We start from the raw sequence: 13,951 nt of genomic DNA on the forward strand, positions 1-13,951 counted from the left end.
GGAGAAAAAGAATGTTAATGTCTGATGATTTTAGCTATATAGCTTTTTCTTATATGAATATTCTTCATACACCACATGAAGACCTCGACATTTAAAAAGTTATTAGATAAATTCAGGCTTCTAGATGTCTAGATGTATTTTAGAGGTTATTGAAATGCCAATTAGAGTGCCCGATGAGCTACCCGCAGTCCGCTGTTTACAAAAAGAGAATGTCTTTGTTATGACATCCAGTAGAGCGAGTATTCAAGATATTCGCCCATTAAAAGTGCTTATCCTTAATTTAATGCCAAAGAAAATAGAAACAGAAAATCAATTTCTGCGATTGCTTTCTAATAGTCCTCTTCAAATTGATATTCAATTATTGCGTATTGACTCTCGTGTTCCTAAAAATACTCCGGTAGAGCATCTCGATACTTTCTATTGTGATTTTGACCAAATTAAAGAACAAAATTTCGATGGACTTATTGTCACAGGTGCACCATTAGGGCTAGTTGAATTTGAAGATGTGGCTTATTGGGATGAAATAAAAGAAGTTATTACATGGGCTAAAGAGCATGTGACTTCTACACTCTTTATTTGTTGGGCGGCTCAAGCTGGATTGAATATCTTATACGACCTACCTAAATACACGCTAGAACAAAAAATTTCAGGCGTATATAGTCATAATACTTGCTCACCATTTTCACTGTTAACACGCGGATTTGATGAGACTTTCTTTGCTCCGCATTCTCGTTATGCTGGTTTTCCTATCGACTTTATTCAAAACAATACTGATTTAGAGATCCTTGCAACATCAGAAGAAGCTGGCGCTTATTTATTTGCATCAAAAGATAAAAGAGTTGTTTTTGCAACTGGGCATCCAGAATACGATCCCAATACACTAGCAGATGAATATCATCGTGATGTTAAAGCAGGGCTAGATCCTAAATTACCCGAAAACTATTTTCCTAGTAATGATCCGAGTAAAAAACCTATCGCTTCTTGGCGTAGTCATGGACATTTATTGTTTGCTAATTGGTTGAACTACTATGTTTATCAGATAACACCGTTCGATCTTACCCAAATGAATCCAACATTAGATTAAAGAAAAACCCCAAAATCAATTTGGGGTTTTAAGATAATCATTACTAAACTAAGAATTATTTATAACGATGAGCCAATGCGTTAGCTGCGATCATTGCATTATAAACATCTTCCTCAGTCACTTTCATTGGCATATTACCCATCGTGTCGCCTTCAGCACAGGCGATTTTAGCAACAGTGCGCCATTCGCTTTCAATGAATTCTTTCATGCCCATATCTTCAAGTGTCAGTGGTAATTCTGCCGCTTTAATAATACGGATCACTTCATCAATTTCTTCTTGTGGTGCATTTTCTAACACTAATTGAGTTAATAAACCGAATACCACTTTTTCACCATGTTGAACTCGGTGTAAAGACTCAACAGCAGACATACCATTATTTACTGCGTGAGCAGCTGCTAAACCACCGGCTTCAGCACCAACACCACTTAGGTAGATTGTTGCTTCAATAGTTTGCTCTAATGCAGGAGTGGTAATTTTGTGGCGAATAGCATCCATTGCTTTATCAATGTTTTCACTTAACATTTCAAAACAAAGTTGTGCTAAACCAAGGCCTGTACGTGATGGACGTTGATTGACTAAATTTAAGCCGTCTGCTTGATAACAAGCTCGTGCTTCAAAGTAAGTTGCTAAGGCGTCGCCAACACCTGCTGAGAAAAAGCGTTGTGGGGCTGATGCAATAATAGCGGTATCAGCAATAACAACATCTGGATTTTGTGGTAAGAATAAGTATTTATCAAACTCACCATTTTCTTTGTATAAAACAGATAATGCAGTACAAGGTGCATCAGTTGAAGCGATAGTTGGGAATAAAATAACAGGAATGTGTTGATAATAAGCAACGGCTTTAGACACATCTAATGTCTTACCTCCTCCAATTCCAATAATAACGTTTGCTTTATTTTCAACCGCAATTTTACCAAGGCGATTAACTTCTGCCTCAGTACATTCGTAATTAAATTTTTCAACCAGTGAAACAATACCATTTTCTTTTAGAGAAGGAGCCGCTTCTTTAGTTACTTTTTCTAAAAAAAACTCATCACTAATAATAAATGCATTATCACCAAAATCTTTTACATATTTACCGACAGAAGACAGTAATTGGCTACCAATAAAGAATTTTTTTGGCGAGGTTACAGAGCGAGGTAATATAGATGACATAACTAAATTCCTTTATTTTAGATTTTGCTACAAACAGTAGCAGAATTAGTATTTCATCTTACCTCTCATCATAATATGAATCTAGTAAACTCTCTGATAGTCATTACCTAAATCATTTAAATTCATTATTTTTAATTTATATAAAACAAATAGTTATTTTTAGATGATTTTAAAAAAGCAGATTACCTACGTATTTATTACTATAATAAAGGCATCATCACTGTGATGCCATAAAAAGGACAACACAATAAATCGTTATTTGATATACAGTCATGTTATATTCACGCTATAACAATATATTATTTTATTAAGGTGATTTCTTGTGGAAGACGCTGTTATTCTCGTAGATAAAAATGATAATGAGCTAGGAACAATGCCAAAGCTTGAAGCTCATATTGTAGGCGCCTTACATCGAGCCTTTTCAATATTTATTTTTAATTCAAAACAGCAATTACTTATTCAACAACGTGCAATATCTAAATATCACTCTGGTGGTTTATGGGCAAATACATGTTGTAGCCACCCGCTTCCAAACGAATTACTTTCAGATGCTATTCATCGTCGTTTAGATGAAGAATTAGGCATGAAATGTGATATGCAACCTATTGGAACTATTCTGTATAACGAAAAAGTGACAAATGATCTGATAGAGCATGAATTTGATCATCTATTTCTTGGGTTTAGTAATGAATTACCACATAGCAACCCAGATGAAGTGATGAATTATCGTTGGATTTCTTTAGATACACTCTATCAAGATACCGAAGAAAACCCACAAAATTACAGTGTTTGGTTTCGTTATATATTAAATAGGATGGGAATTGAGCAATTTTCTCGTTGGAGCCAAGGCATTATTTAGCAATTATCTTATTAACAACCTAAATACAAAATCAATTGCTTATTCTTTTGATCTTTTTAAAAGCCCCAAACGCAAAAAAGCCAACCCATTGGGTTGGCTTTCTCGTCTTATTTAATACCTGGCAGTTCCCTACTCTCACATGGGGAGACCCCACACTACCATCGGCGCTACAACGTTTCACTTCTGAGTTCGGCATGGATTCAGGTGGGCCCGCTGCGCTATGGCCGCCAAGCAAATTCGGTATCATTACCCGTTACTGTTGTTTCTTTCTCAGTAACCAGCAATCTCAATCTTAAACAAGCTTACTTCATCGATGTTCGTCTCTCAGACAAAACACCTTCGGTGTTGTCAGGTTAAGCCTCACGGTTCATTAGTACTGGTTAGCTCAACGTATCGCTACGCTTACACACCCAGCCTATCAACGTCTTAGTCTTAAACGTTCCTTTAGGTCACTCTAGGTGACAGGGAAGACTCATCTCGAGGCAAGTTTCCCGCTTAGATGCTTTCAGCGGTTATCTCTTCCGCACTTAGCTACCGGGCAATGCCATTGGCATGACAACCCGAACACCAGTGGTGCGTTCACTCCGGTCCTCTCGTACTAGGAGCAACCCCTCTCAATCTTCCAACGCCCACGGCAGATAGGGACCGAACTGTCTCACGACGTTCTAAACCCAGCTCGCGTACCACTTTAAATGGCGAACAGCCATACCCTTGGGACCTACTTCAGCCCCAGGATGTGATGAGCCGACATCGAGGTGCCAAACACCGCCGTCGATATGAACTCTTGGGCGGTATCAGCCTGTTATCCCCGGAGTACCTTTTATCCGTTGAGCGATGGCCCTTCCATTCAGAACCACCGGATCACTAAGACCTACTTTCGTACCTGCTCGAGCCGTCACTCTCACAGTCAAGCTGGCTTATGCCTTTGCACTAACCGCATGATGTCCGACCATGCTTAGCCAACCTTCGTGCTCCTCCGTTACTCTTTAGGAGGAGACCGCCCCAGTCAAACTACCCACCAGACACGGTCCCCGACCCGGATTACGGGCCTAGGTTAGAACATCAAACGTTAAAGGGTGGTATTTCAAGGTTGACTCCATGCAGACTGGCGTCCACACTTCTAAGTCTCCCACCTATCCTACACATCAAGGCTCAATGTTCAGTGTCAAGCTATAGTAAAGGTTCACGGGGTCTTTCCGTCTTGCCGCGGGTACACTGCATCTTCACAGCGAGTTCAATTTCACTGAGTCTCGGGTGGAGACAGCCTGGCCATCATTACGCCATTCGTGCAGGTCGGAACTTACCCGACAAGGAATTTCGCTACCTTAGGACCGTTATAGTTACGGCCGCCGTTTACTGGGGCTTCGATCAAGAGCTTCTCCCTAAGGATAACCCCATCAATTAACCTTCCAGCACCGGGCAGGCGTCACACCGTATACGTCCACTTTCGTGTTTGCACAGTGCTGTGTTTTTAATAAACAGTTGCAGCCAGCTGGTATCTTCGACTGGCTTCGGCTCCGTCCGCAAGGGACTTCACTTACCGCCAGCGTGCCTTCTCCCGAAGTTACGGCACCATTTTGCCTAGTTCCTTCACCCGAGTTCTCTCAAGCGCCTGAGTATTCTCTACCTGACCACCTGTGTCGGTTTGGGGTACGATTGTTGGTAACCTGAAGCTTAGAGGCTTTTCCTGGAAGCAGGGCATCAATTGCTTCACCACCTTAGTGGCTCGTCATCACACCTCAGCATTAAGTGACCGGATTTGCCTAATCACTCTGCCTACATGCTTGAACCGGGACGACCGTCGCCCGGACAACCTAGCCTTCTCCGTTCCCCCATCGCAGTTACCACCAGTACGGGAATATTAACCCGTTTCCCATCGACTACGCTTTTCAGCCTCGCCTTAGGGGTCGACTCACCCTGCCCCGATTAACGTTGGACAGGAACCCTTGGTCTTCCGGCGTGCGGGTTTTTCACCCGCATTATCGTTACTTATGTCAGCATTCGCACTTCTGATACCTCCAGCATACCTCACAGTACACCTTCGCAGGCTTACAGAACGCTCCCCTACCCAACAACACATAGTGTCGCTGCCGCAGCTTCGGTGCATGGTTTAGCCCCGTTACATCTTCCGCGCGGGCCGACTCGACCAGTGAGCTATTACGCTTTCTTTAAATGATGGCTGCTTCTAAGCCAACATCCTGGCTGTCTGAGCCTTCCCACTTCGTTTCCCACTTAACCATGACTTTGGGACCTTAGCTGGCGGTCTGGGTTGTTTCCCTCTTCACGACGGACGTTAGCACCCGCCGTGTGTCTCCCGTGATAACATTCTTCGGTATTCGCAGTTTGCATCGAGTTGGTAAGTCGGGATGACCCCCTAGTCGAAACAGTGCTCTACCCCCGAAGATGAGTTCACGAGGCGCTACCTAAATAGCTTTCGGGGAGAACCAGCTATCTCCCGGTTTGATTGGCCTTTCACCCCCATCCACAAGTCATCCGCTAATTTTTCAACATTAGTCGGTTCGGTCCTCCAGTTAGTGTTACCCAACCTTCAACCTGCCCATGGATAGATCACCGGGTTTCGGGTCTATACCCTGCAACTCATTCGCCCAGTTAAGACTCGGTTTCCCTACGGCTCCCCTATTCGGTTAACCTTGCTACAGAATATAAGTCGCTGACCCATTATACAAAAGGTACGCAGTCACCTCACGAAGAGGCTCCTACTGCTTGTACGTACACGGTTTCAGGTTCTTTTTCACTCCCCTCGCCGGGGTTCTTTTCGCCTTTCCCTCACGGTACTGGTTCACTATCGGTCAATCAGGAGTATTTAGCCTTGGAGGATGGTCCCCCCATATTCAGACAGGATAACACGTGTCCCGCCCTACTCGTCGAGTTCACAATAACAGCATCTTCAGATACGGGGCTATCACCCTTTACTGCCGGACTTTCCAGACCGTTCTCCTGATGCTGCTATTGATTAAGACTCTGGGCTGTTCCCCGTTCGCTCGCCGCTACTAGGGGAATCTCGGTTGATTTCTTTTCCTCGGGGTACTGAGATGTTTCAGTTCTCCCGGTTCGCTTCATTAACCTATGTATTCAGTTAATGATAATATCCATTGGATATTGGGTTTCCCCATTCGGAAATCGTCGGGTATAACGGTTCATATCACCTTACCGACGCTTATCGCAGATTAGCACGTCCTTCATCGCCTCTGATTGCCTAGGCATCCACCGTGTACGCTTATTCGCTTAACCTCACAACCCGAAGGTGTCTTTTTGAAGACTATCTTGGTGGTGATGGCTGCGCAGATTACATTTCGTCGTTGGGCAGTGCTCGCCATGCTCACATACTTATGTATGTTGCGCTGGCTACGCGCTGGCCGCCTCGAACTGTAAATTGCTCGCTCATCCCACTTTGATGTCAAAAACACATTCAAAGTTTGAGATTTTGAGAGACTCATCAATATACCTCGGTGATATATTGATTTGTTTTCAATTTTTCAGCTTGTTCCAGATTGTTAAAGAGCAAAATAATTCGCAGTATACTATTGCTAATATACTCTGAATTATTGTTTTTTATTCAAGAGATTATGGTGGAGCTAAGCGGGATCGAACCGCTGACCTCCTGCGTGCAAGGCAGGCGCTCTCCCAGCTGAGCTATAGCCCCATAATGCATTCTTAATACCTGTATAACCACTCCTTTTCTTCTTTATAAAAGAAGCTTTTTCTTTAGGCAAGGCGTGGAGTAACGAAGTTTACTTAAAGTAAACGAGTTGCTTCACAACACAGCATAAAGGAAAAGTGGTAGGCCTGAGTGGACTTGAACCACCGACCTCACCCTTATCAGGGGTGCGCTCTAACCACCTGAGCTACAAGCCTATACCGGTATTTCTGCTCGTTCTTCATCAGACAATCTGTGTGAGCACTGCACATAACACGTATCTCTTAGGTAAGGAGGTGATCCAACCGCAGGTTCCCCTACGGTTACCTTGTTACGACTTCACCCCAGTCATGAATCACAAAGTGGTAAGCGCCCTCCCGAAGGTTAAGCTACCTACTTCTTTTGCAACCCACTCCCATGGTGTGACGGGCGGTGTGTACAAGGCCCGGGAACGTATTCACCGTAGCATTCTGATCTACGATTACTAGCGATTCCGACTTCATGGAGTCGAGTTGCAGACTCCAATCCGGACTACGACAGACTTTATGAGTTCCGCTTGCTCTCGCGAGGTCGCTTCTCTTTGTATCTGCCATTGTAGCACGTGTGTAGCCCTACTCGTAAGGGCCATGATGACTTGACGTCATCCCCACCTTCCTCCGGTTTATCACCGGCAGTCTCCTTTGAGTTCCCGCCATCACGCGCTGGCAACAAAGGATAAGGGTTGCGCTCGTTGCGGGACTTAACCCAACATTTCACAACACGAGCTGACGACAGCCATGCAGCACCTGTCTCAGCGTTCCCGAAGGCACTCCTCTATCTCTAAAGGATTCGCTGGATGTCAAGAGTAGGTAAGGTTCTTCGCGTTGCATCGAATTAAACCACATGCTCCACCGCTTGTGCGGGCCCCCGTCAATTCATTTGAGTTTTAACCTTGCGGCCGTACTCCCCAGGCGGTCGATTTAACGCGTTAGCTCCAGAAGCCACGGTTCAAGACCACAACCTCTAAATCGACATCGTTTACAGCGTGGACTACCAGGGTATCTAATCCTGTTTGCTCCCCACGCTTTCGCACCTGAGCGTCAGTCTTTGTCCAGGGGGCCGCCTTCGCCACCGGTATTCCTCCACATCTCTACGCATTTCACCGCTACACGTGGAATTCTACCCCCCTCTACAAGACTCTAGCCAACCAGTTTCAGATGCAATTCCCAAGTTAAGCTCGGGGCTTTCACATCTGACTTAATTGACCGCCTGCGTGCGCTTTACGCCCAGTAATTCCGATTAACGCTTGCACCCTCCGTATTACCGCGGCTGCTGGCACGGAGTTAGCCGGTGCTTCTTCTGCGGGTAACGTCAATTGATAAAGGTATTAACTTTATCACCTTCCTCCCCGCTGAAAGTACTTTACAACCCTAAGGCCTTCTTCATACACGCGGCATGGCTGCATCAGGCTTGCGCCCATTGTGCAATATTCCCCACTGCTGCCTCCCGTAGGAGTCTGGGCCGTGTCTCAGTCCCAGTGTGGCTGATCATCCTCTCAGACCAGCTAGAGATCGTCGCCTAGGTGAGCCATTACCTCACCTACTAGCTAATCCCATATGGGTTCATCCGATAGCGCAAGGTCCGAAGAGCCCCTGCTTTGGTCCGTAGACGTCATGCGGTATTAGCTACCGTTTCCAGTAGTTATCCCCCTCTATCGGGCAGATCCCCATACATTACTCACCCGTCCGCCGCTCGTCAGCAAGAAAGCAAGCTTTCTCCTGTTACCGCTCGACTTGCATGTGTTAGGCCTGCCGCCAGCGTTCAATCTGAGCCATGATCAAACTCTTCAATTAAAAGTGTTTGATGCTCAAAGAAATCGAAAACTTAGCTATTCATAAATGAATTTACTTTTGTTGTTCACTCTTCAAGACTTGATACATCTAATATTTTAGAAGATATCGTCTCTGCGAGTGCCCACACAGATTGTCTGATAATTTGTTAAAGAGCAGTGCAACATTCGCTGCCGTTTCCGGTCTTCTGCGTTGTTGCGAGGAGGTGCATTCTACATCTTCCTCATTCAGTGTCAAGCGTTTATTTTCAAGGCTTTTCACTTTTTTCTTCGTTCTCTCGGCTAACTCACTTAGCGTGGTTTGCCGTGACAACGAGGACGCATTATAGGGAGTTTTCCGAGGCTGGCAATAGTTTTTTTTAGAAAAAAAATCGTTTGCTTAATTCCACAGCAAAACCCCCACTTATACGCACTTATCAACAATTTTATCCACAGACTGTCTTTTTACATAAAATTAGCATGTCAAACGCAAACGTTTGCGTTATTATAATGACCGATTAAGTAAGATTGATTTTGTGTCCATCTTCTGAAATGTTAGTTAAGCAAACACAATTTCACTGTATTAATGTGATTTAACTTCACCATTACTACCGTTATACCAACCCCAAGGGATAAAACTCATGCAACATCTTCGTCCTATCCGCCGTGCACTTTTAAGTGTGTCTGATAAAGCAGGTATTTTAGAATTTGCTAAAGCACTTGTTGAAAGAGAAGTAGAACTCTTATCGACAGGTGGAACCGCACGTCTATTAGCAGAAGCTGGCTTACCGGTTATTGAAGTCTCCGATTACACAGGTTTCCCAGAAATGATGGATGGCAGAGTGAAAACGCTGCACCCTAAAGTACATGGTGGAATTTTAGGTCGTCGTGGACAAGACGATGCGATTATGGAAGAACATGAAATTCGACCTATCGATATGGTCGTCGTAAATCTTTATCCTTTCGCTAAGACGGTAGCTCGCCCAGATTGCTCATTAGCAGATGCAGTGGAGAATATCGATATTGGTGGACCAACAATGGTTCGCTCCGCAGCAAAAAATCATAAAGACGTTACGATTGTAGTAAATAGTAATGACTATGAAAGAGTGATTGAAGAAATGGATAATCACGAAAATAGTCTTACTTTAGACACACGCTTTGATTTGGCGATTAAAGCCTTTGAACATACAGCTGCTTACGACGGAATGATTGCTAACTACTTTGGTCAGAAGGTTGCACCTTATTATGGTGATACTTCACAACCATCAGGTACTTTCCCTCGAACCTTAAATCTGAACTATATAAAGAAACAAGATATGCGTTATGGTGAAAATGCTCATCAGCAAGCAGCTTTCTATATAGAAGAGAATATAGAGGAAGCATCTATTGCCACTGCAAACCAATTACAAGGCAAAGCACTTTCTTATAACAACATCGCTGATACTGATGCCGCGTTAGAATGTGTGAAATCATTCTCCGAGCCTGCATGTGTTATTGTGAAACATGCAAACCCTTGTGGAGTTGCAATTGCGAACACTCTCACACAAGCATATGACAATGCATTTAAAACCGATCCAACTTCTGCATTTGGCGGTATTATCGCATTCAATCGTCCATTAGATGCAAAAACAGCAAGTGCAATCATCGAACGCCAGTTTGTTGAAGTGATCATTGCTCCTTCTATTAATGAAGATGCGCTACCGATTTTAGAAACAAAACCAAATGTTCGTGTATTAGCTTGTGGTCAATGGCATGAAGCCAAACCAGCGTTAGATTTCAAACGTGTTAATGGTGGACTGTTAGTTCAAGATCGTGACTTGGGTATGGTAAAAGAAGAAAACTTAAGAGTAGTCACTCAACGTCAACCAAGTGAACGTGAACTTAAAGATGCACTCTTCTGCTGGAAAGTCGCAAAATTTGTAAAATCAAATGCCATTGTTTACGCAAAAAACGATATGACTGTCGGTATTGGTGCAGGACAAATGAGCCGTGTGTATTCTGCAAAAATTGCGGGGATTAAAGCCGCTGATGAAGGCTTAGAAGTTGCAGGTTGTGCAATGGCATCAGATGCATTCTTCCCATTTAGAGATGGTATTGATGCAGCAGCACTTGCCGGTGTGACTTGTGTTATTCAGCCTGGTGGTTCAATTCGTGATGATGAAGTGATTGCAGCTGCAAATGAACATAACATCGCGATGATTTTCACCAATATGCGCCACTTCCGTCATTAATAAGGTATTGATATGAAGATTTTGATTATTGGTAATGGTGGTCGTGAGCATGCTTTAGCTTGGAAAGCCGTTCAATCACCGCTTACTACACAAGTCTTTGTTGCGCCGGGTAATGCTGGAACAGCGTTAGAGCAAGGCGTACAAAACGTTGCAATCAGTGCAACGGATATTCCTGCATTAATTGCCTTTGCTCTAGAGAATAATATTGATTTAACAATTGTTGGCCCTGAAGCCCCACTTGTTATTGGTGTTGTTGATGCCTTTAAAGCAGCGGGACTGACCATCTTTGGTCCAACAAAAGGAGCCGCTCAATTAGAGGGTTCTAAAGCTTTTACAAAAGATTTTTTAGCTCGACATAAAATTCCAACTGCGGATTATCAAAATTTTACAGAGATAGCGCCTGCACTTGAGTACCTCAATAAAGTAGGCGCGCCGATTGTTATCAAAGCAGATGGTTTAGCAGCAGGTAAAGGCGTTATTGTTGCAATGACACAAGCTGAGGCTGAAGCTGCAATTAAAGATATGCTGGCTGGCAATGTTTTTGGTGATGCAGGGCACCGTATTGTTATCGAAGAATATCTTGATGGTGAAGAAGCTAGCTTTATTGTCATAGTTGATGGTGAACACGTTATTCCAATGGCAACAAGCCAAGATCATAAGCGTGTCGGCGATGGCGATACAGGTCCTAATACTGGGGGAATGGGTGCATATTCGCCAGCACCTGTTGTTACACCAGAAATCCACCAGCAAGTAATGGAAAGGATCATTTATCCAACAGTAAAAGGAATGGCTTCTGAAGGACATCGCTACCAAGGTTTCCTTTATGCTGGACTGATGATTGATAAACAAGGTGTTGCTAAGGTTATTGAGTTTAACTGTCGTTTTGGTGATCCAGAAACTCAACCTATTATGATGCGTATGCAATCTGACTTAGTTGAACTCTGTTTAGCTGGAGCAAAAGGTAATTTAAAAGATAAAGATCCCCATTGGGATCCTCGCCCAGCTTTAGGGATTGTGATTGCAGCAGGCGGCTACCCTGCGGATTATCGTCAAGGTGATGTTATCGAAGGCTTAACACCAACATCGTCAACAACGGCAAAGGTATTTCAAGCTGGAACAACACTCAATGACAAAGGCGAAGTTATCACTGCTGGCGGGCGAGTATTATGTGTGACTGCATTAGGTGATGATATCGAGCAAGCTCAAAAAAATGCTTATGCTTTAGCGAAAGGTATTCATTGGGATGGTAGTTTTTATCGTCATGATATCGGCTATCGAGCGATTGCACGCTTAAAGAAATAATTTAACAACGGCAAAAGGGAGTGATCACAAGCTCTCTTTTGTTGGTTCCCATTTACAAAAATCGTGTTCTGCAACCATAAGTAATTGCTTACCTTCTGGTGAATCAAGCCAAGCAACATAAGAAGGCTTATTTGGATTGCGCGCTCTCGTTTTTAACCAGCGTTGTTCTGGATCTTCAAATGAAACACTCACCTTCTCGCCAGCACATGTTGTCATTGTATTTTGATACCAGACACCCTGTACTAAATTTACTTTCCCAATAGTAAGCGCTTCGCTGATTTCACGCTCTTTACTTGCAGCAAACACCATTCTTAAACGTTCATCTTCTGTTAATGCTCGTTTTTGCTTTTGGCTTTCTTGTTGCATGAAAATAACTTCACCACGTTTATTTAAACGAAGGTGCCAAGATGAGGGCTCGGTAGGATTGATAACTTCAGAGCGGACTTGCCAAAGCTTATTTTGGCGATACTCATAGAATGTGATGACAGTTTCTGGCTTTTTATAAAAGCTATAAACACTCATGATCACTTGAGGTTCTGACGCTGTATTATTTAAACGCCATAATCGCACAATGCCTTCGTCCGCAATATAACCTGTTGCAGAAAATTCAGGTAGCTGCACAGTAGAGGAGCAGGCGCTGAGCAAAAAAGCAGATCCTATTGCTAACAGCCCCTGTCGTTTCAACAAAAGGGGAGTAAATCCCCCTCTATTGTTCATTCCGTTCAAAGGAATTATTTTACTGCGTCTTTCAGTGCTTTACCGGCAGTAAATGCAGGAACGTTAGCTGCTGCAATTTTAATTTCTTTACCAGTTTGAGGGTTACGACCAGTACGCTCTGCACGGTGATTCACCTTGAATGTACCGAAACCAACTAACTGTACAGAATCGCCTTCTTTCAGAGCACCTGTTACTGAATCGATAAACGCTTCAATAGCAGCTTTTGCTTGAGTTTTTGTCAGATCCGCTTTTTCAGCAACTGATTCGGTTAATTCAGCTTTGTTCATAAAATAGTCCTTAAAGTATGTTTTATCGTTTGAAAAACATCTGGTGAAAAAACTTAACTTATCTTTTTAAGAGGATAAATTAAGTAAAACACCTGAGCCACTTCTTTTCGTACCCAATGTAGAACATACACGGGGGTGATGTGAAGTCTTTAAACGTCGCTTTTCAAGCACTAAATCACGTTTTTCTGATTTAGTGCGTTAATTCTATACCGATATTGCTCATTCCAGCTTCACGAAGGTCTGCACGTAGACCTTTGATCAGTTCGACATCTCTTTCTTCACATTCTACAAGTAGACGGTAAATTTCCCATTGGATATCGAATTCTTCAATAACAGCAGGTAGAGATCTAAGCTCTTCTTCACTCATTTCTCTTTCTGCTTGTGTCATTTCAAGTGAAGCAACTGTCCCTACTGATAATTTACTCACTTCAATAGCGTGACTTAATGATTCACCGCTTAAACGAGAGTGAACAATTTCACTAAGTGCAACACAGGCATCAATCGCAGGATAGACACCATAAATCTCGAACTGAGATGCATCAGGAATTGCTTCTTCTAATTTCTCTAATTGAGAATCAAAATTAACCTTTGCATCTTTCACCGTTAAAGTTTCCCAAACCAGATCGAGAATACGGCGATAAAGCATTGGATCGGTAAAACCTGTTTCACGACAAAATACCTGATAATTTGGGTACATTCTCTCACACAGGCATGCCATAAACGTCAGGTGTTGCCAAGCTTCTAGCTTTTCTAAACGTAAATGGATTGGGTTCTTCAACATTCGTGATTACTCATTTTCTTAACTTAGGCGCAGTTTACCTGAAAATTAAAAATATCCACATATTTC

8 protein-coding genes, 2 tRNA genes and 3 rRNA genes are annotated in these 13,951 nt (G+C 43.2%); 4 read left to right on the forward strand and 9 right to left on the reverse strand.

All coding sequences use genetic code 11. From position 1 onward, the window contains the following. The first annotated feature begins 154 nt into the window (after nt 1-154). Nucleotides 155-1,084: a homoserine O-acetyltransferase MetA gene (gene metA, locus ACWPWK_RS08420; protein ID WP_109373144.1), complete on the forward strand. Its 930-nt coding sequence runs from the start codon at nt 155-157 to the stop codon at nt 1,082-1,084. 55 nt (nt 1,085-1,139) lie between these two features. Here the strand turns inward: metA and ACWPWK_RS08425 are convergent, their stop codons facing one another. Further along, nucleotides 1,140-2,243 (reverse strand): glycerol dehydrogenase, encoded by a 1,104-nt coding sequence (locus ACWPWK_RS08425; RefSeq protein ID WP_109373143.1) that lies wholly within the window; start codon nt 2,241-2,243, stop codon nt 1,140-1,142. A gap of 322 nt (nt 2,244-2,565) precedes the next feature. Here ACWPWK_RS08425 and idi point away from each other — a divergent pair, with 322 nt between their 5' ends. Beyond that, entirely contained in the window at nt 2,566-3,102 is a 537-nt protein-coding gene (gene idi / locus ACWPWK_RS08430) for an isopentenyl-diphosphate Delta-isomerase (RefSeq protein WP_109373142.1), read from the forward strand. A 116-nt stretch (nt 3,103-3,218) separates the two neighbouring features. Here the strand turns inward: idi and rrf are convergent. From rrf to ACWPWK_RS08455, 5 genes are all read right to left on the reverse strand, one after another. After that, nucleotides 3,219-3,334, reverse strand: a 5S ribosomal RNA gene (gene rrf / locus ACWPWK_RS08435). A gap of 117 nt (nt 3,335-3,451) precedes the next feature. Continuing rightward, nucleotides 3,452-6,354, reverse strand: a 23S ribosomal RNA gene (locus ACWPWK_RS08440). Between the two features lie 336 nt (nt 6,355-6,690). Next, nucleotides 6,691-6,766, reverse strand: a tRNA-Ala gene (locus tag ACWPWK_RS08445). Between the two features lie 135 nt (nt 6,767-6,901). Further along, nucleotides 6,902-6,978: transfer RNA gene (locus tag ACWPWK_RS08450), tRNA-Ile, on the reverse strand. A gap of 71 nt (nt 6,979-7,049) precedes the next feature. Further along, a 16S ribosomal RNA gene (locus ACWPWK_RS08455) occupies nt 7,050-8,592 on the reverse strand. The 16S, 23S and 5S rRNA genes sit together here with 2 tRNA genes alongside, the layout of an rRNA operon. Before the next feature lie 616 nt (nt 8,593-9,208). On the opposite strand from ACWPWK_RS08455, the gene purH reads away from it, so the two are divergent. Together purH and purD are read left to right on the forward strand one after the other, a co-directional pair. Next, entirely contained in the window at nt 9,209-10,798 is a 1,590-nt protein-coding gene (purH, locus tag ACWPWK_RS08460; RefSeq protein WP_109374355.1) for a bifunctional phosphoribosylaminoimidazolecarboxamide formyltransferase/IMP cyclohydrolase, read from the forward strand. Nucleotides 10,799-10,810: 12 nt separating this feature from the next. Then, nucleotides 10,811-12,100: a phosphoribosylamine--glycine ligase gene (purD, locus tag ACWPWK_RS08465; protein ID WP_109374354.1), complete on the forward strand. Its 1,290-nt coding sequence runs from the start codon at nt 10,811-10,813 to the stop codon at nt 12,098-12,100. A 24-nt stretch (nt 12,101-12,124) separates the two neighbouring features. Here purD and ACWPWK_RS08470 read toward each other — a convergent pair whose 3' ends face one another. The 3 genes from ACWPWK_RS08470 to ACWPWK_RS08480 form a co-directional block, all read right to left on the reverse strand. After that, nucleotides 12,125-12,787: a DUF1481 domain-containing protein gene (locus ACWPWK_RS08470; RefSeq protein WP_244185087.1), complete on the reverse strand. Its 663-nt coding sequence runs from the start codon at nt 12,785-12,787 to the stop codon at nt 12,125-12,127. Between the two features lie 44 nt (nt 12,788-12,831). Then, nucleotides 12,832-13,104 carry an HU family DNA-binding protein gene (locus ACWPWK_RS08475; RefSeq protein ID WP_004246922.1) on the reverse strand — a complete coding sequence of 91 codons (273 nt, stop codon included), beginning with the start codon at nt 13,102-13,104 and terminating at the stop codon, nt 12,832-12,834. Nucleotides 13,105-13,294: 190 nt separating this feature from the next. Next, on the reverse strand, nt 13,295-13,885 hold the full coding sequence (locus ACWPWK_RS08480; protein ID WP_023583105.1) for a YjaG family protein: 591 nt from the start codon (nt 13,883-13,885) through the stop codon (nt 13,295-13,297). Nucleotides 13,886-13,951: the final 66 nt, after the last annotated feature.

It is taken from the genome of Proteus sp. Marseille-Q3619 (assembly GCF_965283115.1).